The 23,193-nt window shown below is 56.1% G+C and carries 20 protein-coding genes and 5 pseudogenes; 10 read left to right on the plus strand and 15 right to left on the minus strand.

Going from position 1 to position 23,193, the window contains the following annotated elements; translation table 11 throughout:
* The first annotated feature begins 185 nt into the window (after positions 1 to 185).
* Positions 186 to 575, plus strand: a complete 390-nt coding sequence (locus AC0L7U_RS17735; RefSeq protein ID WP_473692592.1) for a hypothetical protein — start codon at positions 186 to 188, stop codon at positions 573 to 575.
* Between the two features lie 156 nt (positions 576 to 731).
* Here AC0L7U_RS17735 and recO read toward each other — a convergent pair whose 3' ends face one another.
* The 8 genes and pseudogenes from recO to rpoZ form a co-directional block, all read right to left on the minus strand.
* On the minus strand, positions 732 to 1,532 hold the full coding sequence (gene recO / locus AC0L7U_RS17740; RefSeq protein ID WP_473692595.1) for a DNA repair protein RecO: 801 nt from the start codon (positions 1,530 to 1,532) through the stop codon (positions 732 to 734).
* 38 nt (positions 1,533 to 1,570) lie between these two features.
* Complete coding sequence (gene era / locus AC0L7U_RS17745; RefSeq protein ID WP_473695890.1) at positions 1,571 to 2,497, minus strand: GTPase Era; 927 nt, start codon at positions 2,495 to 2,497, stop codon at positions 1,571 to 1,573.
* A 254-nt stretch (positions 2,498 to 2,751) separates the two neighbouring features.
* Positions 2,752 to 3,459 carry a ribonuclease III gene (gene rnc, locus AC0L7U_RS17750; RefSeq protein ID WP_473692597.1) on the minus strand — a complete coding sequence of 236 codons (708 nt, stop codon included), beginning with the start codon at positions 3,457 to 3,459 and terminating at the stop codon, positions 2,752 to 2,754.
* Between the two features lie 33 nt (positions 3,460 to 3,492).
* Positions 3,493 to 4,236 carry a signal peptidase I gene (gene lepB, locus AC0L7U_RS17755; RefSeq protein WP_473692599.1) on the minus strand — a complete coding sequence of 248 codons (744 nt, stop codon included), beginning with the start codon at positions 4,234 to 4,236 and terminating at the stop codon, positions 3,493 to 3,495.
* A 220-nt stretch (positions 4,237 to 4,456) separates the two neighbouring features.
* Positions 4,457 to 4,882 (minus strand): annotated as a pseudogene (gene acpS, locus AC0L7U_RS17760) (holo-ACP synthase).
* A gap of 75 nt (positions 4,883 to 4,957) precedes the next feature.
* A complete protein-coding gene (locus AC0L7U_RS17765) occupies positions 4,958 to 5,506 on the minus strand; it encodes a DUF2062 domain-containing protein (protein ID WP_473692601.1) in 549 nt (182 codons plus the stop codon).
* A 361-nt stretch (positions 5,507 to 5,867) separates the two neighbouring features.
* Positions 5,868 to 8,092 (minus strand): annotated as a pseudogene (locus AC0L7U_RS17770) (RelA/SpoT family protein).
* Positions 8,093 to 8,212: 120 nt separating this feature from the next.
* Entirely contained in the window at positions 8,213 to 8,614 is a 402-nt protein-coding gene (gene rpoZ, locus AC0L7U_RS17775; RefSeq protein ID WP_473692603.1) for a DNA-directed RNA polymerase subunit omega, read from the minus strand.
* A 408-nt stretch (positions 8,615 to 9,022) separates the two neighbouring features.
* Here rpoZ and AC0L7U_RS17780 point away from each other — a divergent pair, with 408 nt between their 5' ends.
* Both AC0L7U_RS17780 and AC0L7U_RS17785 read left to right on the plus strand, forming a co-directional pair.
* Positions 9,023 to 9,613 carry a LabA-like NYN domain-containing protein gene (locus AC0L7U_RS17780; protein WP_473695892.1) on the plus strand — a complete coding sequence of 197 codons (591 nt, stop codon included), beginning with the start codon at positions 9,023 to 9,025 and terminating at the stop codon, positions 9,611 to 9,613.
* Between the two features lie 3 nt (positions 9,614 to 9,616).
* The gene (locus tag AC0L7U_RS17785; RefSeq protein WP_473692605.1) at positions 9,617 to 10,282 is read left to right on the plus strand and encodes a uracil-DNA glycosylase; all 666 of its coding nucleotides are present in this window, start codon (positions 9,617 to 9,619) and stop codon (positions 10,280 to 10,282) included.
* Between the two features lie 39 nt (positions 10,283 to 10,321).
* On the opposite strand, the pseudogene AC0L7U_RS17790 reads toward AC0L7U_RS17785, so the two are convergent.
* The 7 genes and pseudogenes from AC0L7U_RS17790 to hemB all read right to left on the minus strand — a co-directional run bounded on the left by AC0L7U_RS17790 (position 10,322) and on the right by hemB (position 16,291).
* Positions 10,322 to 11,075, minus strand: a pseudogene (locus AC0L7U_RS17790) (arginyltransferase).
* Positions 11,076 to 11,101: 26 nt separating this feature from the next.
* Positions 11,102 to 11,866 carry an SLC13 family permease gene (locus AC0L7U_RS17795; RefSeq protein WP_473692607.1) on the minus strand — a complete coding sequence of 255 codons (765 nt, stop codon included), beginning with the start codon at positions 11,864 to 11,866 and terminating at the stop codon, positions 11,102 to 11,104.
* A pseudogene (locus AC0L7U_RS17800) lies at positions 11,818 to 12,933 on the minus strand (SLC13 family permease); the annotation flags it as partial. The pseudogene AC0L7U_RS17800 and the gene AC0L7U_RS17795, both read right to left, overlap by 49 nt.
* Before the next feature lie 257 nt (positions 12,934 to 13,190).
* Positions 13,191 to 13,673, minus strand: coding sequence for an RDD family protein (locus tag AC0L7U_RS17805; RefSeq protein ID WP_473692609.1), 483 nt, complete (start codon positions 13,671 to 13,673; stop codon positions 13,191 to 13,193).
* Positions 13,674 to 13,980: 307 nt separating this feature from the next.
* Complete coding sequence (locus tag AC0L7U_RS17810; protein WP_473692611.1) at positions 13,981 to 14,466, minus strand: ACT domain-containing protein; 486 nt, start codon at positions 14,464 to 14,466, stop codon at positions 13,981 to 13,983.
* Complete coding sequence (locus AC0L7U_RS17815) at positions 14,406 to 15,236, minus strand: pyridoxal-phosphate dependent enzyme (RefSeq protein WP_473692613.1); 831 nt, start codon at positions 15,234 to 15,236, stop codon at positions 14,406 to 14,408. The genes AC0L7U_RS17810 and AC0L7U_RS17815 overlap by 61 nt, the downstream gene beginning before the upstream one ends.
* 17 nt (positions 15,237 to 15,253) lie before the next feature.
* Positions 15,254 to 16,291, minus strand: coding sequence for a porphobilinogen synthase (gene hemB / locus AC0L7U_RS17820; RefSeq protein ID WP_473692615.1), 1,038 nt, complete (start codon positions 16,289 to 16,291; stop codon positions 15,254 to 15,256).
* Positions 16,292 to 16,562: 271 nt separating this feature from the next.
* On the opposite strand from hemB, the gene AC0L7U_RS17825 reads away from it, so the two are divergent.
* The 7 genes and pseudogenes from AC0L7U_RS17825 to nrdR all read left to right on the plus strand — a co-directional run bounded on the left by AC0L7U_RS17825 (position 16,563) and on the right by nrdR (position 23,187).
* A complete protein-coding gene (locus AC0L7U_RS17825) occupies positions 16,563 to 17,630 on the plus strand; it encodes an enoyl-CoA hydratase/isomerase family protein (RefSeq protein WP_473692617.1) in 1,068 nt (355 codons plus the stop codon).
* Between the two features lie 10 nt (positions 17,631 to 17,640).
* Positions 17,641 to 18,060, plus strand: coding sequence for a DUF6163 family protein (locus AC0L7U_RS17830; RefSeq protein ID WP_473692619.1), 420 nt, complete (start codon positions 17,641 to 17,643; stop codon positions 18,058 to 18,060).
* A gap of 441 nt (positions 18,061 to 18,501) precedes the next feature.
* Complete coding sequence (ldtR, locus tag AC0L7U_RS17835; RefSeq protein WP_473692621.1) at positions 18,502 to 19,014, plus strand: transcriptional regulator LdtR; 513 nt, start codon at positions 18,502 to 18,504, stop codon at positions 19,012 to 19,014.
* Positions 19,015 to 19,392: 378 nt separating this feature from the next.
* On the plus strand, positions 19,393 to 20,721 hold the full coding sequence (locus AC0L7U_RS17840) for a L,D-transpeptidase family protein (RefSeq protein WP_473692623.1): 1,329 nt from the start codon (positions 19,393 to 19,395) through the stop codon (positions 20,719 to 20,721).
* A 140-nt stretch (positions 20,722 to 20,861) separates the two neighbouring features.
* Positions 20,862 to 21,101 carry a DUF6898 family protein gene (locus tag AC0L7U_RS17845; protein WP_473692625.1) on the plus strand — a complete coding sequence of 80 codons (240 nt, stop codon included), beginning with the start codon at positions 20,862 to 20,864 and terminating at the stop codon, positions 21,099 to 21,101.
* 286 nt (positions 21,102 to 21,387) lie between these two features.
* Positions 21,388 to 22,679, plus strand: a pseudogene (glyA, locus tag AC0L7U_RS17850) (serine hydroxymethyltransferase).
* 31 nt (positions 22,680 to 22,710) lie between these two features.
* Complete coding sequence (gene nrdR / locus AC0L7U_RS17855) at positions 22,711 to 23,187, plus strand: transcriptional regulator NrdR (RefSeq protein ID WP_473692626.1); 477 nt, start codon at positions 22,711 to 22,713, stop codon at positions 23,185 to 23,187.
* Positions 23,188 to 23,193: the final 6 nt, after the last annotated feature.

A 23,193-nucleotide genomic window follows, 5' to 3' on the forward strand; every position in this document is an offset into this window, starting at 1 on the left:
ACATTCATGCCTCGAAAACCCTAGGATTTTCCACGATTTGAAGAATAGGAAACGGGGCTGAAAAAGTTCCGAAAAAACTTCGAAATAAACTTGACAAAAAACCCTTGAGATGAATGTCCGTTCGACCCAAATGAGGGAGTGCCGGCGATGATCGGCAGTTAAAACCAAAAAAACGGAGGTACATCATGACCTTTAAGACAAAGACTGCAGCCCTCGCAATGGTTGGTGCACTTATCGCAGCCCCAGCGTCCGCTTTCGCAGCCAATGGGAACTTCATTGGCCAGCAACGCGATCACAACGGTGTTGTTGTAACCACGCCTCAGTCCAACATTCAGGCGCCTGAAGCAGGCGCCATGGGAATGAAGGGCAATCGTGGTCTCTATGTCAATCAGGAACGCGATGCCGATGGAGTGGTGTTCGTGAAGCCAGGCCGTCGAATTGATACGCCCAAGGCCAGCAAGGTCAACATGACCCGCGACAGTCGGACTTCAGTGTTTATCAATCAGCAGCGTGACCACGACGGTGTTATCGTGCAGCGTCCGGGCACCGTGATCGATGCTCCGATTGCCAACTGAGTGGCGTCTCGTGACGCGGGTGGCTTAAGCCACCCGGATCACGTTGCCATATCACGTTGATTGAAAAGGGGATGCCACTCTGCGGCTCCCCTTTTTCTGTGTCCATCTGTCCGGACATCGTCTTATCGCGATGCCATATGGCCGCAAGGCGAATGTTCAAGCTGTCTCTTCGTCGATGAAATCCCACGGCTGATGCGCGCGAAAGTGCTTTTGCAGACTTTTCAAAAGCGTCTCTCGCAGGTCTTGCAAGGATGAAGGGACTTGCGGTGTCGAAGCCAGTGGGGCGTGTTGCTGTTGGAAGAGATCGAGAAAATAACCGGTCATGCGAAATCCGTCCGCAATTTCTCGAAAACTGATTTCCCCGCCCGCCTGTCGCTGGCCTTCGGCGAGAAAATCGGGCAGGGGCAGAAGCTTGTCCTTATAGGGTTCTCCAGCCTCGCGACTGACTGCCCGCCCGGAGCGGGGCGAGACATACGTCAGATCATCCTGACGCCCGGTGGCTGCACAGGTGCTCAAGTCCAGTCCAAAGCCTAAATCCGCCAGTATCTGCATCTCGAAATGCACCAGAAGCGGCGCAACGATCAAGGGGTCATGCAGGTTGGTCTGCACGATCTTCAGGGCGTGATAGAGCTTGGGGTGTGGGTCGCGCTCGGGCAATTGACGCAGCAGACTGGCTGCATGTTGAAAGCCGTTCAATGCGACGGGAGAAGCGAACATATCCGAGGCATTCAGCGTCAGCGCTTCGAGGCGAAAGGTGCCCAATTGATCGGCAAGGCGGGCATACCAAGTGGCGGCTACTTCATTTCCCGGTTGAAGCAAGGCTGCATTGCGCCGTGATCTTGCGCTGCGCACAAGACCGAGCGTGCGCCCGTGATGTTCTGTCATCACATCAGCGATGCTGTCGCGCTCACCATGGCGGCGCAGACCCAGAAGAATACCGTTTTCTGTCCACTCCATAGGTGATCATAGCCCGGTGAATGCGAAAGGCGGAGCGCCTATTTCGGAAATTCCAGACCCATCTCGCGATACCGCTCCGGATCATCGGCCCAGTTCTCACGCACCTTCACGAAGAGGAACAGATGCACAGGAGCGCCAACGATGTCAGTCAATTCGCTGCGAGAGGCCTGAGAGATATGCTTGATCGTCTGGCCACCTTTGCCCAGCACGATGCTCTTCTGGCTGTCACGCTCGACATAGATTGTCTGCTCAATGCGGACTGAGCCGTTTTTACGCTGCTCCCAACGTTCGGTCTCGACGGTGGAGATATACGGCAATTCCTGGTGCAGGCGCTCGAACAGTTTTTCACGGGTGATTTCTGCCGCCAGAATACGCATTGGCAAATCGGAAGGCTGGTCTTCCGGGTAAAGCCAAGGGCCTTCGGGAACCTTGGTGGAAAAATAGTCCAGCACCTGCTGGGTGCCGTCCCCGGACAGGGCGGAAATCATGAACGTCTCTTCAAAGGCGACGATTTCATTGGCATCGCGGGCCAGATTGAGAAGCTTGTCACGCTTGGCGACATCGGTCTTGTTGAGAACAAGAACCTTGGGCGTGTTGATGTCGCGCAGACGTTCCATGATCTGGCGCGTTTCATCATCCAGACCCTTGCGTGCGTCGACCAGAAGAGCGATTGCGTCACCATCTCGCGCACCACCCGAGGCGGTGTCGACCATGGCACGATCAAGACGGCGCTTGGGCGTAAAGATCCCTGGTGTGTCGACGAAGACAAGCTGTGATGTTCCATGCATCGCGACGCCACGAATGATGGACCGCGTTGTCTGCACCTTGTGCGTGACAATGGAAACCTTGAGACCGACAAGTTGGTTGATCAGCGTCGATTTGCCTGCATTGGGCGCACCGATCAGTGCAATGAAGCCTGCGCGGGTATTCTCCGGCATGTCGCTTAACGGGGCAGGCAGAGGCATATCGAAGCGTGGCTTGCCAACGATCATGTCATCGTCTTCAAGATCGTCTGCGTCTGCACCGGCATCCCCCGCGCCAGCGTCATCTGTGGCAATCTCGTTGCGATCATCCAAAGCAGCGCTGTCGTTGTCAGCAGTCTTGGCTTGGGTTTCGTCGTGAGTGTCGAGCGGGCGCGACGTGCTCTCGCCGTCCGCAAGCGTCGTCAGATCGTGCGCGTCGTCTCGTGTCTCGTGCGTGTTGTCGTTCAAGTCAGGTCCTATTGATTCCAAACGCCTTCACGGCGCAAAACAGTTTCTGCCGCGTTTTGTTCGGCCAGTCGTTTCGATCCGCCTTCACCAACGCCCTGCGTCAGGCCAAGCACTGTCACACCGACAGAAAACTGGGGCGCATGGTCGGGGCCGTCGCGGCTGATGACATCATAACGTGGCGTGGGCAGGCCGCGGGACTGAGCCCATTCCTGCAAAGTTGTCTTCGCATCGCGCAGCGGACCGCTCCACGATAGCATACGTGGCTCCCACAGCCGCTTCACGAATTCTTCGGCAGCGGCAAAACCACCATCGAGGTAAATGGCGGCAATGACGGATTCGCAAATATCGGCCAGAAGCGCACCCTTTTGGCGTCCTCCGGTTTGCGCTTCGCTCTGGCCGATGCGCATGGCTTCGCCGATTTGCAGTTCGATGGCGATTTCCGCACAGGTCTCCCGCTTCACCATGTGGTTGAAGCGGCGGGCCAGTTCGCCTTCATCGGCCTTGGGAAAGTGATCATGTAGCATGGTGGCAACAACGAGGCCCAGAACACGGTCGCCGAGAAACTCAAGGCGCTGATAGCTTTCAGCGACATTTTGAGACGGGTCCAGGGCACTCGCGTGCGTCAGGGCCATGATCAGCAGGTCCGGGTCGTTGAACCGGTAAGCCAGCCTGGTTTGCAGGTTGGCAAACACGGTATCGCTGCTCCGACGAGACATGAGTAAGGTCCTTGATTCCAAAAAGTCGTGTGGTCAGAGCGTTTTAAAGATGCGATCCCAGCGGACCGTCCATGGCCACTCCCAGAACATCCACGCAGGCTTGCCATCACGAACCGAGAAGAACAGGATGTCTGCCTTGCCAATCAGGTTCTGATAGGGAACATAACCAACTTCGCTGAGAACACGGCTGTCGGTCGAGTTGTCGCGGTTGTCGCCCATAAAGAAGTAATGTCCTGCCGGAACCTTGTAGACGCGGGTATTGTCCAGCATGCCGTGGTCGGTCAGGTTGAGCGTATCATAGGACACGCCGTTTGGCAGTGTTTCACGATAGCGCTCGACGCGGCGTACGCCATAGGGTGTTTCCTCGACGAAATCGTCGATGCGCTTGCGCGGCAGAGCCTTGTCATTGAGATAAACCACGCCATCCTTGACCTGGATCGTGTCGCCCGGAAGGCCGATCAGACGCTTGATGTAGTCGGTCTTGTTGTCCTTCGGCAACTTGAACACGATCACGTCGCCACGCTTTGGCTGCGAGCCGAAGATGCGGCCCGAGAAGGGCGCCATGCCGAAGGGGAAGGAATACTTGGAATAGCCGTAGCTGAACTTGGAGACGAACAGATAGTCACCGACCAGCAATGTGTCCTTCATCGAGCCCGATGGGATGTTGAACGGTTGAAAGAGAAAGGTACGAACGACCAGCGCCAGAATAAGGGCCTGAACGATAACCTTGATGGTTTCGTAAAGACCGCCATCGTTGTTCTTCTTGGTAGTTTTCACGCTTTGTACGTCCTTGTCTTAAACCTAGTCAGCGCTCGTGCGCTCGGTCAGCAGTTCAATGTCCAGCCTGTTTGTGACGGTGAAAACACAGGCGCACGCAAGCGGGGCAGCGTCTGAAGTGTCAACGGGCTTTGGGCAACTCTTATAGACTTGTGTCGAGGCTTGCAATTGTGCAAACCCGACTTGTTCGCGGCTCATTGTATTGTCAAAAACACGATTGTCAGGGCAGCATGGGCGGATCGGGCCAATCGACCGGCCTTGCGCTGATGACGACGAAGGCCTGCGCCAATGGATAATCATCGGTAATTGTCAGATCGATCACGACCTTGAAACCGTCCGGCGTCATTGCTTCCAGCCGTTTGGCAGCCTTCTCGGTCAGGGCCATAGTCGGTTTTCCAGATGGCAGGTTGACCACGCCCATGGAGCGTCAGGCGGTGCCCATGCTCAAGCCGGTCCCCAAAGCCTTGGAGCAGGCCTCCTTGGCGGCAAACCGTTTGGCGTAAGAGGCGGCGCGCTCTTTGCGCCGTTCCGAGCGTGCGCGTTCCACGTCGGTGAAGACCCGGTTGATGAAGCGCTCGCCGAACCGGTCCAATGTCTTCTCGATCCGTCGAATGTCTATCAAGTCGCTGCCGATACCAAGGATCATCAGACTGTCTTCCGCTCTCGTGCAGGCAATGGATGATGACACGATGCGCCAGCAGGGGGCACTGGCGTATGCTTGTCAGGAGTTATGCGGCTCGTTGAAAGTCATATTTGTGGCAGCATTACGTTTGCCAGTCAGGGTTTTCTTGCGCCGCTGTTGGTACATCTGCACGCTCTTGTAAATTACCACATAGCAAATGGTCCCGACCACCAGCCCGATGGGGATTGCTCCGACGACCATCGGCTTGATCAGCGGAATGATCGTATCAAGCGAGCGTGTCAGAAGCTGGTCTTTGATGTGATGGCTGGCCCCTTCCGGAATGCTCCCGGCCTCACCGCGCAGGATGAGACTGCCGACCTTATAAGTCGCAGCCCAAATGAGGGGAAATGTCAGCGGGTTGCCGACAGATGTTCCAAGAGCCGAGGCAATCAGATTGCCGCCAATCAGATAGGCGAGGCCAAAGCCGATTAGAAAATGAAAGCCGATGAAGGGCGTAAACGACGCAAACGCACCTGTCGCAAACCCCAGAGCAATGGCATGGGGAGTGGCAGTCAGGCGCAACACGCGCTTGGAATAGTAGCGCGTCGTGCGGCTCCAGCCCCGACGAGGCCATACGGCAATCCGCATGCGTTCTAAGGGAGAGGGTGGGGTGCGGCGGCGGAAGAGCATAAGGAACGCTTTGAACTTGAAAGACCGGGAGTGATCGGATCTTCTGGGTTGAACTTGAGTGCTAAACAGCTCGGCAAGCCCCTTGCGAGCCGGAATGACATCCTCAGGAACCTTGCAGGATATGTATGAGGAAACCATTGCTCCTTCAAGGAAATACACCCCGTGAGGTTAAGTCTCCCTTGAGCAGTGTTCGCCTCAGGTCGTGTCCGTCTGCCGTGTGTATCCGCAGTCAACGCGAGATTGCCCGGAGAAGGCTTATGGGAGCGATCTCGACAAGCCTTTGTCGTTCAGTTCGTCCTGAACCCGATAGGTTGCAGGCCTACCCGTTAACACGCGAAACATCCGAAACATTCGGCTTCGATCTCAGAAGGTTGATGATCCGATTGAGGTGTTTCAGATCCCAGACTTCCAAGTCGATAAGCATCTCATGGAAATCAGGCGCTTTTCGGTTCATCTTGAGATTATCGATGTTGCCGCTGCTTTCGCTGATGACCTGGGCGATCATTGCCAGAGACCCAGGTTCATTGAGCACGGAAACGGCAATACGGGCCGGGAAACGTTGCGGATTGTCGACGTCAATGTCCCAGCGAACATCAATCCAGCGTTCGCCCTGGTCTTCAAAGTCGCGCAAGGCAGGGGCTTGGATTGGATAAATCGTCAGGCCTTCGGTCGGGGTCAGAATGCCGACGATGCGATCCCCGGGACCGCTCCGCCATCGGGGGCGAAGGTCACCGGCACATCGCCGCTCAGGCCACGGATGGGCAGAGCATTATGGGCCGTTGTCTCATCATGTTCAGGCAGGTCGGTGATCGGAATACGGAACTTGAGGCCGGAGGCTTTCTGAAGACCGAACCAGCCCTCTTCCGGCGCGGGACCAAGGTGGAGCGCGCGCTCGTCCTGATAATCCGGATGCACAGACTTGAGCACCGCGTGGGCGCTCAGATCGCCTTGGCCGACGGCTGCCTGCAATTCCTTGACGGAGGCTTGTTTGAACTCATCAAGAGCGGCGTGCAGCAGATCGTCTGAATAAGGCTTGTCGGCACGCGCAAAGGCGCGTTTGAGAATATGCTCGCCCAAAGCGCTGTATTGCTTGCGCACAGATTCGCGCGAGGCACGACGGATGGCCGCACGCGCCTTGCCGGTCACCGCGATGGCTTCCCATGCAGGTGGGGGGTTTGAGCAGGCGAGCGGATAATCTCGACTTCGTCGCCATTCTTCAAAGCGGCAACAAGCGGCGTGATCTTGCCGTTGACCTTGCAGCCAACGCAGGTATTGCCCACGGTCGTATGCACGGAATAGGCAAAGTCGATCGGCGTTGCCCCGCGCGGCAGCGCAATCAGGCGCCCCTTGGGCGTAAAGCAGAACACCTGATCGTGGAACAGCTCAAGCTTGGTATTTTCCAGGAACTCTTCCGGCGTGTCGCCTTCAGACAAAAGGTCGATGGTCCGGCGCAGCCAACCATAGGCGTGCAGAATCGTCCGTGTGCTTGGCGATGTTGCGACCGCCGGTTTCGCCGTCCTTGTAGAGAGCATGCGCGGCGATGCCGAGTTCCGCCACCCGGTCCATGTCTTTTGTGCGGATTTGCAGCTCGACGCGCTGGCGCGAGGGGCCGACCACCGTGGTGTGGATCGAGCGATAATCGTTCTGCTTGGGTGTGGAGATGTAATCCTTGAAGCGTCCGGGAACTGTTGGTAAGGTGGTGTGGATGACGCCCAGAACCCGGTAACAGGCTTCTATCGTGCCGGTTGTGATGCGGAACCCGTAAATATCGGAGAGCTGCTCGAACGCAATCGACTTTTGCTGCATCTTTCGGAAGATCGAGTAGGGCCGTTTTTCACGCCCCTTGACGATCGCCGCCATGCCTTTTTGCTGCAAAAGCTCGGTGAGCTTGTTCTCAATATCGTTGATGAGTTCCTTGTTGTTGTCGCGCAATTCGGTCAGGCGCGTGGTGATCGTCTCATAGGCTTCCGGATACAGATTGCGAAAGGCGAGCGCTTCAAGCTCTTCACGCATGTCCTGCATGCCCATGCGTCCGGCGAGCGGCGCATAGATTTCCATCGTTTCTTCGGAAATACGGCCACGCTTGTGCTCCGGCATATAATGCAGGGTGCGCATGTTGTGCAGCCGGTCTGCCAGTTTGACGAGCAGCACGCGCACATCATCGGAGACGGCCAGCAGGAGTTTGCGGAAATTCTCGGCTTGTTTGGCCTTGCGAGACTGAAGGTCCAGCCGCTTGATCTTGGTCAGCCCCTCGACAAGCTTGCCGATCTCATCACCGAAGAGGCTGTCGATCTCGGAGCGGGTCGCATCTGTATCCTCGATCGTGTCGTGCAGCAGAGCAACGGCAACCGTGGCGTCATCAAGACGCATGTCGGTCAGAATGCCGGCAACTTCGAGAGGATGGGAGAAGTAGGGGTCACCGGACGCGCGTGTCTGAAGGCCATGCTTCTGCATACCATAGACATAGGCCTTGTTGAGGAGGGCCTCGTCAGCATTCGGATTGTACCGCGTAACTCGTTCAACGAGTTCGTATTGGCGCATCATGGCCGGTGGCGACTCACAGGCGAGCTTTCAACCCTGGCAGGCAGTGGTTTTATGAATGAGAAAACGCAGGAAGTATCAGGGCTGTGCCAGCTCGACAGGAGCACAGCCCTGATGATTTGATCAAACGTCGTCCGACCGCTCTGGTGGGACAAGGCCTTCAAGGCCACGCAAAAGATCTTCCTCGGTCATACGGTCGAATTCGACTTGATTGTCGTCAACCTGATTGACCTGCGTTGCGTTCTGCGAGCCGGAAGACGGCATCAACGGAACGGCTTCCATTTCAGGTTCATCAACTTCCACATACTTTTGCAGTGAGTGGATGAGATCTTCTTTCAGATCTTCGGGATTTACCGTTTGCTCGGCGATCTCACGAAGAGCAACAACCGGGTTCTTGTCATTGTCACGGTCGATAGTCAGCGGCGAACCGCTTGAGATCATGCGAGCGCGATGAGCAGCTAGAAGAACCAGCTCAAACCGGTTTTCGACCTTGTCGATGCAATCCTCGACAGTCACACGCGCCATACGACGTCTCCATAAAATAGGGATCCTTGTTGATCAGCATATACTGGGCGTATATTGTCAAAGCAACCCTGAAAGCGATCAATTCAAGCGCAGTTTCGTTATTTTCACGAAGAAGGCGTATTGTTTATGTAGGAAAATCGTGACTTGGCAAGGCGCACTGCTGCAAAGTGGCGTGAATGCATTGCCGGGAAGCGAATTTGTCATTATATGACTGCGATGGCCCCTAATAATAAGAACCGGGGCTTGCGGGTGAAATTAGCGTAGCTTTTACAAGAATAGAAACGAGAAATCCTGTCAGCCTTTTCTGCGGCAAGGTTTTGTCACTTAGAATCAGCTTTGAAGTCAGGCTGATTAAACGTTTCAACAGGCTGCGTACATGATAAAGATTATAAGAAAGGTCCCTTGAGGATGTTTGATGCGCGGGAAAAGGTTGCTTTATTTATCGATGGGGCGAACTTGTATTCGACGGCGAAGGCAATTGGTTTCGACATAGACTACAAGCGGCTTCTGAAGGAATTTCAGGGACAGGCCTATCTGATGCGGGCCTATTATTATACGGCACTGATCGAAGATCAGGAATATTCGTCCATTCGTCCGCTGATCGATTGGCTCGATTACAACGGCTATAAAGTCGTGACCAAGCCTGTCAAGGAATTCGTTGATTCTGCTGGTCGCCGTAAGGTGAAGGGCAACATGGACATCGAACTGGCTGTGGATGCAATGGAATTGGTGGATCATGTAGATCACATCGTTCTGTTCTCGGGCGATGGCGATTTCCGGTCGCTGGTCGAAGCGCTTCAGCGCAAAGGCCGCAAGGTCTCGGTCGTCTCAACGCTGAAGACTCAGCCGCCGATGATTGCCGACGATCTGCGTCGTCAGGCTGACCATTTCATTGATCTGGCAAGCCTGTCCAACAAGGTCGGCCGCGATCCGTCCGAACGTCCGGCCCGTCCGGCTCCGGTCGACAATGATGCTGATGACGACGACGATAACTACTAAGTCGTGTCTGATCGCTTGAAAGACTTTCCGGTTGATCCGCCACTGGATTGTAATTGGTGCCCGAGGCTCGTCGCGCTGCGCGACGAGCTGAATGAAGCCCATCCGGATTGGTTCAATGCCCCGGTGCCAACCTTCAAGCCGATAACGTCAGATGTGCGTTTGCTGGTAGTCGGTCTTGCTCCGGGCATGAAGGGAGCGAACCGCACGGGGCGTCCCTTTACCGGCGACTACGCTGGCGATCTTCTTTACGAAACCATGATTGATTTCGGCTTTGCGCAAGGCGATTATCAGGCACATCCGCGCGATGGACTTGAATTGCGCCATGCGATGATCGCCAATGCGGTGCGCTGTCTGCCACCTCAGAACAAGCCAACCGGTGATGAGATCAAAACCTGTCGGCCGTTCCTGCTGTCAACGTTGGATGCCAATCCGACGATTCAGGTAGTGCTGTCTCTTGGCCGTATTGCGCATGAGACTTTCTTGACCGCAGTCGGTGCACGGCGGGCTGCCTTCAAGTTCGCTCACGGTGCACGTCATGATCTCGGCATGCGCAATCTGATCATGTATGACAGCTATCACTGCTCTCGCTACAACACCAACACAGGCCGCCTGACGCGCGAAATGTTTCGCGACGTCTTTGCGTCGATCCAGGAAGAACTCGGCGCTTGAAGTCTGGGGCCGAAGTTGGTTCCTCCTGACATGAAGCAATCAATCCATCGGCCGAGAGCTCCAGCCCGTCGGGCCGAGATACTCCTGTGGCTGAAACCCTGGCCTTGTAGGCCATCTTGTCTGAGCCAGCGACCCAATATCCCAGATAGACATAGGGCAGTCCCATCTGACGAGCCCGCTCGATGTGTTCCAGAATGATGTAGGTGCCAAGACTGACATCCTTCACCTCTGGATCAAAGAACGAGTAGACCATCGACAGGCCATCTGACAGCACATCTGTCAAGGCGACACCTAGCAGTGGGCCATCACCTTTGCTATTGATCATGGTGTCAGCTCCGCGGCGGCGATATTCGACCACCATCGTCTCGACATGCGTGTCTTCCACCATCATGGCGTAGTCCAGAACGCTCATGTCGGTCATGCCGCCATCCTCATGGCGTGTACTCAGATAAGCTCGAAACAGATCATATTGCTCGGACGATGGCATAGCGGGCAGGCGCTCGCCAATCAGGCGCGAAGCCTTCTTCCATTGACGGCGAAATGACTTTGTCCACGTGAAGTCGGCAACCCGGACACGCACGGAAATGCACGCACGACAGGCTTCACACGCCGGACGGTAGGCGATGTTCTGGCTGCGCCGGAAGCCACCTTGCGTCAACACGTCATTCAGGGCCGGAGCTTGCACGCCAATAAGGTGGGTGAAGACCTTGCGCTCTTGCCTGTCAGCCAGATACGGGCAGGGGGCGGGCGCCGTCAGATAGAATTGTGGTTGGTCTGTGGGGTGCCGCGTCACGTGGTCTTGTCGCCTTTATTGATCCGTCACAATCCATAATACCATGGAGCGACCAGTGAGAAGGTCAACCACAAAATAATGGCGAGTGGCGTCCCGGCGCGCAGGAAGTCGGAGAAGCGGTAATGTCCCGGACCCATGACGATGAGGTTGGTCTGATAGCCGATTGGCGTTGCGAATGAGCTGTTTGCCGCAAAAATGAGACAGACCAGAAACGCTTCGGGAGAGTGTCCTGTCTGTTTCGCGATGTCGATGGCGATTGGCGTGAAGAGCACCGCGGCTGCGTTGTTCGATAAAAAGTTCGTGAGAATCATGACAATCAGATACAGCGCCGACAGCAAGATGGGCGTTGGCTGATTGTCGAAGAGATGCACCATCCCTTGCGCGATAAATTCGGCGCCTCCAGTCTGCGTCAAAGCGACGGCCCCGGCGAGGGAGGATCCCACCAGCATGAAGATGCGGCTGTCGATAGCGCGGATGGCCTGGTGAATGTTGAGACATCCGGACACGAGCATGGCGAAGACGCCGACCACGGACGCCACAACGATGGGCAGGACACCAAAGGCCGAGGCGATAACGACCGCACCAAAAATGGCAATGGCACGCGGTGCCAGCCGGCGGCGTGGCAGTTCCGCAGCCGACCAGTCCAGCAACAACACATCGCGATTGCCGCGCAGGCGAGCAATCTGTTCAGCCCCCCGGCAATCAGCAGTACGTCTCCCGCTTCCAGACGAATATCGCTCATGGCCATGCGGGGCATGCGACTGCGGCGCTGAATGCCCAGCACCAGACATCCGGTTTCAGCGTGAAAGCCGGATTGCGGCAGCGTGCGGCCCATGAGGCGCGAGGCCGGTGCGACGACGGCTTCGGCGAGTGTCATGGATGGCGGCGAGGATCCATTGGTGTCCTGGGCGGCCGAGGCTTCGGCGCCTTCGGCATCCAGAATGGGATTGCGCTGCGACAATGCCTTGGCAAGCGCGTTGCGGGTTGCGGCAACGATGACAGTATCGCCATGCTTCAGCTTGACGTTTTCAAAGGGAGGCAGGAACGGTTTTTCTCCGCGCTGCACCAGCCGGACTGTCATGTCTTTCAGTTCGGGGAACATGCCGGACACAGATTCAACCCCCACGAGCGGGTGATCGTGTGTGATGTTGATTTCGGCGATGAACTGCTTGCCCGATCCGCTTTTCATCTCGTCCGCCATCGTCTTGCGGATTTTGAGCAGGCGCGGCATCAGTGTGAGCACATAAACACTGCCGACGGAGGCAATGATCACACCGATGACGGTAAAGCTGAAGAACCCGAGCTTCACGTCGGTGGACTGAGCCGCAACATTGGCAACCAGAAGGTTGGTGGAAGAGCCAATCAGCGTGGTCATGCCGCCAAGGATCGCCATGAACGACAAGGGCATGAGAACCCGTGCGGGCGAACGCCCGAGGGTGGCGGCCACGGTGCTGAGAATCGGCAGGAACATCACCACAATCGGGGTATTGTTCAAAAAGGCACTGAGAACGGCGACGGTAATGAGGACGGGAATGCTGGCCAGTTGCGAGCGCCCGCGACTCCATCGCACGATCAATTGCGCCGGTTTTTCCAGCGCATCGGTGTGGAACAGTCCCTGGCCGATGATCAGCAGGCAGATAACGGTCACAAGGGCAGGGTTGGCAAAGCCTGCCAGAAGCTTGAACGGCGTGATTTCATTGTCGCCGGTGCCTGTCGGAAAGACAGTGAAGATGACCATGAAGGTGACAACGGATCCCAACGAGACCAGCTCGATCGGATACTTTTCCCAAGCATACAGAACGACAGTCGACGCCAGCACGAGGAAGGTCAACGTCATTGGAATATCGATTGCTTGCATTTACCCGCCCGTGATGGAGAACCGTCGCGCCCGTTGCGGGCCACCTCGACGAACTTAAATTATGCAGCGTCTGGATAAAACGGGAAAAAACACTCTGCGCGCATGTATCCCTTGGTTGTCTGGCTAAGGTCATCGCAGATGGCATGATCTGCAGAGAAATCATGCGTGAGAGAGCGGACTTGCATTGTTATCAGGTAAGGCTGAAGCCGTTGAAAGGACCAAAAGATATGAGGGGACAGTCGAGTGCGCTTCGCGGCTCAGACAGCGTCCGCGTTGACGACAACGGACCCAAGCAGCAGATCCTGCAAGAGACGCTTGCGATTGCTGAAAAGCGACACGAGCAGCACAAGAGGCGTTAGCAGCGATACGGAAAACCAGAACAGCAGGGCATGAACTGCCGCCAGCAGCGGGTAGGGACGTTGTCCATTGGTCAGCCGCATTGTCAGGCCCATGGCGCGCATGCCCGGCGTTGCAGAATGGATGCCACCCAATGAGAAGGCCGTGTAGAGCAGGGCAACCGCTTGCCACAGAAAGGCATAGAAGATCCAGGCCAGCCCAAGGGTGAAGATGCCGAGGAAGAACACAACGAGCCCGGCGGCCAATGTTAGCAAGGCAATGGCGATGACATCCATGAAAAAGGCAAAGATACGCCGTGTACGCACCCCATCATAGGCGCGTGGATTGTCATAAGGGTCGGTGTTGTCACGGCTGGCGGATCGTACTGTGTACACGTCAGTCATGGTTTTCTCCTGTGGCGTCACGCGTCTGCGCCGCTTTCATCCCGGAAATATAAGGATTCATGGGCTACAAGCCAATGGTCTCGCAGATTTTGACCTGAGACCCGATCCTCTTCCACTTTAGCGTGGAGGCCTTTGGTTGATTTTGGTCTCATGCGGACTGTGTTTGCAAAGTCATTTTCAATGCGAATTCATAAGGTGTGAGATTACCTAGGGATGAGCGAGGTCTGTTTCGGTTGTCGTTGTCCTTCCATGCGGTGATTTGAGACCGGTCTCCTGACACCACTTGAGAACGGCAATGGTGATGATATCAGCCCATGGCCTGAGCAACATCCAGGACGTGGACCGTGTAGCCCTTGATTTCCAGAGCCTGAACAATCTGGCGTCCGTGTTCGCGGCTGAAGGCTTCAAAAGTGACGTCCAGCGTCGCTCCTTTGGCGGGTACATTCAGGAACAGTCGGTGATGGGCCACATCGACAACATTGCCCTGCATATCACCGACAATGGTGGCGATGTCTCCGAGGACCCCCGGTCGATCAGGTGTGTCTACGCGGATCGAAACGATGCGCCCATCGCGGGAGAGTTCGCGTACGACGATCTTTGAAATCAGCCGCGGATCAATGTTGCCACCGCACAGCACCAGCCCGACACGCTTACCCTCGAAGCGTTTAGGATCGGTTAGAAGACCTGCCAGACCCGCCGCACCAGCACCTTCGGCAATGGTGCGTTGCAGGGTCAGATAGGCGTTGATGGCACGCTCCAGCGTGCTTTCTTCCGCCAGAATGATATCGTCCACCCGGTCCTTGACGACTTCCGGGTCAAAAGGCCAACGTCTCGCACGGCAATGCCTTCGGCAATTGTCGGCCCTTCACACCGCACCGTCTGGTTGTTGAACGCACCCCACATGCCCGGATACAGCACGGTTTCCACGCCAATGATTTCGAGGTCCGGCTTCATCGCCTTGGCAGCGGTTGCCATACCGGAAATCAGGCCGCCACCGCCCACCGAGATCACCATGGCGTCAAGATCCGGCTGGGTCTCGAGCATTTCCTTGGCAATCGTGCCCTGTCCGTGGATCACATGCGGGTCATCATAAGGGTGCACCCAGACCAGGCCACGCTCTGCCGCCAATCGGTCGGCTTCTTCCTTGGCTTCCGCCAGCGTGTCACCGATGACCACGACTTCCGCGCCGAAGTCGCGAGTGCTGGAAATCTTTACGAAAGGCGTCAGAGCAGGCATGACGATGGTCGCCGGGATGCCGAGGCGGCTGGCGTGATAGGCAACACCTTGCGCATGGTTGCCAGCCGAAACGGCGATGACGCCCCGCTTGCGCTCTTCCTCGGTCAGGCTTGCCAGCTTGACCAGGGCGCCTCGCTCCTTGAATGAGCCGGTGACTTGCATGTTCTCGTATTTGACGAAAACGTCTGCACCCGTCAGGCGGGACAGGCGTGGCGCTGGCAGACAGGGCGTCTTGATGACGGCACCATCCAATATCCTTGCGGCCTTCTCAATTCCCTCAAAGGTGATCTGGGCAGGGTCGGGACGGGTGGTGCTGTCAGTGGTCATGGTGCGGTGTCCAGTTTTTAAAAATGCTTGGCCAGCAAGGTGGCAACGCGAGGGGCAAAATAAGTCAGGATGCCGTCGGCTCCAGCACGCTTGAAGGCCATCAGACTTTCGAGCATTGCCTTGTCACCGTCGATCCAGCCATTGGCATGGGCCGCCTCGATCATCGCGTATTCGCCCGATACCTGATAGGCGTAGGTGGGGACCGCAAAGGTGTCCTTGATGCGCGACAGCACATCGAGATAGGGCAGGCCGGGCTTGACCATGACCATGTCGGCGCCTTCGGCAATGTCCAGCTCTGTTTCGCGCAGCGCTTCGTCCGTGTTGGCGTAGTCCATCTGATAGGTGCGCTTGTCACCTTTCAAGGCGCCGCGTGTGCCAATGGCATCCCGGAAGGGTCCATAGTAGGCAGACGCATATTTGGCAGAATATGACATGATCTGCTTTGAATGCAGGTCATGTTCGTCAAGCACCATGCGGATAGCGGCAACACGCCCGTCCATCATATCCGACGGCGCGATGATGTCGGCCCCCGCTTGCGCAAAATTGAGGGCCTGAAGCACAAGCTGATTGACACTCTCGTCATTCAAAATGGTGTTGCCATCCATCAACCCGTCATGGCCATGCGAGGTATAGGGATCAAGCGCCACATCGACGATGATCCCGATGTTGAGTTTTTCTGCGGAAATGGCGGCGCAGGCGCGGCAGATGATATTCTTGTCATTGACGGCTTCAGAGCCGACTGCATCGCGCAGATCATTGTCGATATAAGGAAACAACGTGATCGCCGGAATGCCGAGTTCTGCGGCCTTTGTGGCCTCGCGCACGGCTTCATCAATTGACAGACGGAACACGCCGGGCATGGAGGCAACAGGCTGGCGAACGCCGGTGCCCTCGACGATGAAGATCGGCCAGATCAGATCGTCTACCGTCAGCGTGGTCTCCTTGACCATGCGGCGTGACCAGTCCGTGGCGCGTGTTCTGCGCATACGGCGCCCGCCCAGAATACCGTCCATGGTTGCCGTGGAGATTTCTGGCTTCCGGCTCGAATCTGGCATGACCTAGTTCCTTGTAGATTTTGTTGACGCCTTCAGGTTCTGAATATCTGTCCTGAAGCTGTGTCTGCAAGAGGGCAGGTCTGTGCCTGACTTCAAATCTGGTCTTAAAGACGTCCGCTCTGCATTGCATCGCTTTTTTTATAATGCACCGATGAAACAGGTCGCGCATTGCTCCATGGTGGTGCATGTGCAACCGGCCTGACTTGATTCTGTATCAAGCGCCGAGCACGCTGAAGTGCTAAGGCAAGCAAAGCGGTCGCGGGAGAATGATGTGGCAGATACAAATGGGGCCCTCCCTGAAACAACACGGGGCGTGCGCTTTGAAACCAAGGCAAAGGCCGGAGTGATCATCCTTGATCGGCCGCGTGCACTGAACGCGCTGGATCATGCCATGGTGCGACACATTGCCGCTCGGTTGGCAATATGGGCCAGGGATGCCGCAATTGAACGCGTCATTATATGCGGCGCAGGCGAGCGAGCGTTCTGTTCGGGGGGCGATGTCAAAAGCATCTATGAAATGAAGCAGGCAGGGCGTCAGGCTGACGGTGTCGCCTTCTTCCGCGATGAATACACTCTCAATGCCGCCATCAAGGCATTTCCCAAACCATATATCGCCCTGATCGACGGCATTGCCATGGGCGGTGGGCTGGGGGTATCCGTGCATGGCAGTCATCGGGTGGGAACGGAATTCGCCCGCCTTGCCATGCCTGAGGCAACGATCGGGTTCTTTCCCGATGTTGGAGCCAGCCACTTTCTCAGCCATGCAAACCATCGCCTTGGTGCCTATTGCGCGTTGACAGCGCAAAGTCTGGACCAGCCAGACGCCTTGAGGGCGGGTCTTCTGACACATGCCGTCATGCGGAGGGATTTGACGCCTTTCTTCGAGGCCCTGTGTACGTGTGATGATGTAGAGGGGTGTCTGACCGATCATGCGAGCGAGCCTGCCAAGGGCGCATTGGCTGATCATTATGAGATGATTGAGGCAGCCTTCTCCGCAGTCTCGGTCGAAGCGATTCTCACGCGGCTCGACAAGGCGCGTGATCCCTGGGCCGATGAGACCGCTGCCCTGATGCGTTCGAGGTCGCCGACAAGTCTTCTGTTGACCTACGAGCTTTTGGCGCGTGCGCAGCGCATGTCATTTGCGCAATGCATCAAAACCGACTATCGCATCGCCTGTCACATGCTGGGGGAACATGACTTTTACGAAGGGGTGCGCGCGGCGCTGGTCGACAAGGACCGCAAGCCGCGCTGGATCCCGTCGGCGCTGACAGAGGTCACGCCCTCCCGGATCGAAGCGTATTTTCAAGTGCCTGCGGATGGTGATTTGCAGCTTGCATAAGGAGGCCCCGATGAACGCCCTGGTCAAGGATCTGCTGAATACGCGCTGGCCGTGGACTGATATTCTCAAACTGTACTTGCGGTTTATCGCAGTGCTTTTGATCATCAGCGGGCTGGTGCATTGGGCAAGGCTTATCGGTCTGGTGCCCTGGCAGGGGCAGTGGTTCTGGAACATGCCCGTCGATTGGCAGACTGCGACCGTCTATTTCGGCGTGCTTGATCTTGTCGCGGCGGTGGGGCTGTGGCTGGGTGTGTCCTGGGGTGCCGTCATGTGGGTTTTGCGGGTCGTGAGCCAGATCACCTTGCATTCGGCCTTTGCCCAGAGCTACGGCCGACGGCCGTTGGAGATCACCATATATGTGCTTATGCTGCTGATTTTCGCCGGGCTTTATTATCTGAGTTATCGTCAATTCCACCAAAAGCGGAAATAACAGGCGAAAATCACGATTCGGCGAAGTTGTCGGGCCGTTCGATTTTTCTGAGATTTTTAATGGGCGCCGTAACCAAGGCGCCCATTTTTCGTCGGCGACCGGGCCTTCAGACCCTAAAGTTTCCAAAAATGGGTCACTTCGAACAGACATTGGTGACCACGTGAGAGTCGAATGTATGAACTAAGTATTTTTATCCACACAGAGGTGAACGATAGGTAAGATTAACAATCTCTAAGCAGCAGAAAAACAAGGCGGAATTCTGCGCTTTTCAAGCTGTTCGGGGTGATGAATGGAATCTTTCTAGAGTCATGAGAAAGCCAAAAGCCAATTTAACTTCTGATTTAGCGTGTCTCTTAAGCGGATTTTAGAAACGACCCCGTAATGTTGTTTGCAAGGTGGGAAGATAACCACATAAACGACAGTAAAAACGAGGCGAAGACAATGATCACCGCAAATCGGGCAGTTGATGCAGTGGTTTCCAACGAAGACGAAACGGAAATCAAGCCGCTTTATCTTGAAGCTCTTACATTGGTCGAGCGACTGCATCGTCGCTTGCTTGATGTCATCAAAGACGAATTTGACCGTATGGGCCGTTCGGACGTCAACAGCGTTCAGGCACTCCTGTTGTTCAACATCGGCGATGCTGAGCTGACAGCTGGCGAGCTTCGCAGCCGCGGTTACTATCTCGGGTCTAACGTGTCGTACAATCTGAAGAAGCTTGTCGACATGGGCTACATTCATCATCAGCGCTCCAGAATGGACCGCCGCTCGGTGCGTGTCAGCCTGACCGAAAAGGGCAAGGATATTGCCCATATCATCAATGACCTCTACGAGCGTCACATGTTCTCGGTCGAGCAGGTTGGTGAAATTGGTCCTGAGGACTTCGTCGTGATGAACAAGAGCCTGCGTCGCCTGGAGCGTTTCTGGACCGATCAGATCCTTTATCGCCTCTGAAGCAGCGATCATATCCGGATGACAAAACGCCGTCCTGCCTGTGCAGGACGGCGTTTGCTGTTTCTGGCGTCGAAATTGGTTTTTGCGACGTGTTTTTCGGGCCTGTGCCTTGGTTTGATCGCAAAATCGTGGCATGACCATTGAAAAAGGGCAGTTGCCCTAGCGTGACGATACATTCTTTCCGATGCTGCATCATCCCGTTCTGCCTTGCGACCGTGTGGTGGATGAGCGCATCAAACAGATTGGTTGTGTGGTGGGTGTGTTGCCACTTTTGGGACCAAATTGGGAACTTATGCGTCGTCTCGCGATTTTGTAGTTCATATGAGTGTTGAAGATCTTCACGTTCAAGAAGCTGAAAGACGATTGGTGACCTGCCAAATGACAGAAACGAACCTTGCTGCAGGCGTTGTGAGCCGCGCGGTCAAAAAGATGCGCCTTTTGGGCATGGCTGTGGGCGCAACGGCGATGACAAGCGCCATGCTCCTTGGTGCCGTCTATCCGGCCTATGCCGGCGACAGTCCTCTGGATGCGACACGTCAGTATAACCAGCACCTCGAATGGGCTGACAAGTTCGATCAGACTTTGGAATCCTTGCGTGCTTTGCAGGGCAACCAGCCGACCCTGTCTCCGGATGCTGCCAATTATATCTCTGCCGCGATGGATCATTTCCGCGCGATCGTCAACAATGGCGGTTGGCCGGTTGTGCCTGAGGGCCCGTCGATCCGCATCGGAGCGACCGATCCGCGCGTTGCGATCCTGCGCCAGCGACTGGCTATGTCCGGCGATCTGAAGCAGAGCGCAGGGCAGCCGAATGTGTTCGATTCCTATGTTGATGCAGCGTTGCGCCGTTTCCAGATGCGTCATGGCCTCAAGGCCGACGGGGTTCTGGACAAGGGCACGCTGGAGCCGATGAACGTCCCGGCTCAGGTGCGTTTGAAACAGCTTGAGATCAACTTTGTTCGCCTCAAGGCGATCTCCAGTGACTTGCCCGAGCGCTTCGTGATGGTGAACATTCCAGCAGCCGAAATCGAAGCTGTACAGAACGGCGTTGTCCATTCGCGTCACACTGCCGTTGTCGGGCGTATTGACCGTCAGACCCCGATCCTGAATTCCAAGATCTATCAGCTCAACTTCAACCCGTACTGGACAGTGCCGGTCTCGATCATCCGCAAGGATCTGATCCCGAAAATGAAGAAGGACCCGCAGTATCTGACGCGCAACCACATCCGGATCTTTGATTGGCACGGCAAGGAACTGCGCTGGCAGGACATTGACTGGAACACGGAAGAGGCCACCAAGTACCGCTTCCGTCAGGATCCGGGCTCGGACAACTCTCTGGGCACGGTGCGGATCAATTTCCACAACACCCATCAGGTGTATCTGCATGACACGCCATCGAAGAGCTTGTTCTCCAAGGACTATCGCTTCGATTCTTCAGGCTGCGTTCGCGTGCAGAACGTGCGCGAGCTGGCCACCTGGTTGCTACAGTCGACCACGCCGGACTGGAACCGGGAGCGCGTTGATCAGATCATCCAGAGTGGTGATCGTGATGATGTCGATCTGAATCAGAAGATCCCGCTTTACATCACCTACATTACGGCTTGGGTAAACTCGGATGGTGTCGTTCATTTCCGTCCCGACATCTATAATCGGGATGACCTGCAAAATGCGACAGAAGATAACACCACAGCGCAGGCGAACCTTTAAGACGCGCCATGGTGCGTTGTGACAGACGGCGGGCGTGATCGTCGGTTCTGGTTGTCCGCAGCGCATGTGATGGATTAAGATCATGCCACGAGCTTCGGCTCGTGGCATTTTTGTATGACCTGCAGCGGTGAAAGAAAACCATGGCATCTGGCAAGGATACGGGCCGCGAAGTGTATCTTGAGTTCCATCCGGTCGGGGCTCAGGTCAAGGTTGTGGCCATTGACGCCACAACGGGCATCGAGGTCAGTGTCTTCGGCCCCGCGCGCACCTCGCAGGCCCATCTGAAACAGCTTGTCATGCGCAAGCTGCGTCGCCGTTTGCTTGGAGATGTCGAGGAAGAGGTCGCCGAAAGTCCGCGCTCCGAAGGCCGTCTCTACTAGCGGGCAGTCCCATATGTGCGCCTTCGTCCTGCCAATGAAATTTGCCGGGGCAGACGCTATTTACGTGCTCATCCGGGCATGTATGGAGCCAATGCAGGCGAGTGCGGCGGTAAAGCCTCGCAAGTTACACGATTGTGCTTTGCTGCTTCATCGTGCCTCTTGGTTCCTCAAGAGCGTTATGCTACTCCGCTTTCCAACATAAAAACCGTTGCCACAGCTGCGGCCCTGCAAAAGCGCTTGTAAGGCACCTGCTTGAATTGAAAGGATGTCGCCGATGGGTTCTTCGATGAATCAGTCTTCCGTTTCCCAGTTCTTCAGCCAGTCTCTCGAAGAGGCCGACAGCGAGATCTTTGACGCCATTGGCAAGGAACTTGGTCGCCAGCAGCATGAAATCGAGTTGATTGCCTCGGAAAACATCGTTTCGCAGGCCGTGCTGGAAGCGCAAGGGTCGATTTTTACCAATAAATACGCCGAAGGCTATCCGGGCAAGCGCTACTACGGCGGCTGTGAGTATGCCGATGTGGTTGAAACGCTGGCCATCGAGCGCGCCAAGAAATTGTTCGATTGCGGCTTTGCCAATGTGCAGCCAAACTCGGGCAGCCAGATGAACCAGGCCGTGTTTCTGGCGCTGCTTCAGCCGGGCGACACGTTTATGGGCCTTGATCTCAACTCGGGTGGTCACCTGACGCATGGCTCGCCGGTCAATATGTCGGGCAAATGGTTTGACGTTGTGTCTTACGGCGTACGTGAAGACGATCACCAGATCGACATGGATGCCGTCGAACGTCTGGCCAAGGAGCACAAGCCGAAGCTGATCCTGGCTGGTGGAACAGCCTACTCGCGCATCTGGGACTGGAAGAAGTTCCGCGAGATTGCAGATTCCATTGGCGCTTATCTGATGGTCGACATGGCTCATATTGCCGGTCTGGTTGCCGCAGGCGTCCATCCTTCGCCTGTGCCACATGCGCATGTCGTCACAACCACGACGCATAAGTCTTTGCGCGGCCCGCGTGGCGGCATGATCCTGACAAACGACGAAGCGCTTGCCAAGAAGTTCAACTCGGCTGTCTTCCCGGGTCTTCAGGGGGGCCGCTGATGCATGTCATCGCAGCCAAGGCTGTTGCCTTCAAGGAAGCATTGCATCCTGACTTCAAGATCTACGCCAAAGCTGTCGTCGACAATGCCAAGGCCTTGGCAGAATCGCTCAAGGCCAATGGTCTGGACATTGTGTCGGGTGGCACGGACAATCACTCCATGCTGGTTGATCTGCGTCCCAAGAATGCCACTGGCAAAATGGCGGAAGCTGCTCTTGGCCGTGCCAACATCACCTGCAACAAGAACGGCATCCCGTTTGACCCGGAAAAGCCATTCGTCACCTCTGGCGTGCGTCTTGGGACACCTGCTGGCACGACCCGCGGCTTCGGCGTCGAGGAGTTCCGCGAAATTGGCGCGATGATCTCCGAAGTGCTTGATGGTCTGAAGGCGGCCAACAGCGAAGAGGGCAACGCTGCCGTCGAAGCTGCTGTGAAGCAGAAGGTCATTGAACTGACCAGCCGCTTCCCGATCTACGAGCGTTGAGGCGCAGGCGACAAGAAAGAGGGAATAGCTGATGCGGTGTCCCTACTGCGGGGGTGATGATACCCAGGTGAAGGACTCGCGTCCCACCGAGGACAATACGGCTATCCGCCGGCGCCGGGTGTGCAGCACGTGCGCCGGCCGTTTTACGACGTTTGAGCGCGTGCAATTGCGCGAGCTTCAGGTTTTGAAACGCGCTGGACGTCGTGTTCCCTTCGATCGGGAAAAGCTGATGCGCTCGGTTCAGATCGCGGTGCGCAAGCGCCCAGTCGACCCTGAGCGCATTGAGCGAATGGTCAGTGGCATCGTGCGCCAGCTTGAAAGCTCGGGTGAGAGCGACATCACTGCCGAGGAAATCGGCAATCACGTCATGGAAGGTCTCAAGGTCATTGATGACGTGGCCTACGTCCGCTTTGCCTCTGTTTACAAGAACTTCAGAGAAGCCAAGGATTTCGAGGCTCTTCTGGACGAGTTGAGCGGACCCGATGGCAAGCCGTTGATTGATCTGTGATCGTTC

Source organism: Roseibium sp. 10G30-5 (assembly GCF_055809635.1).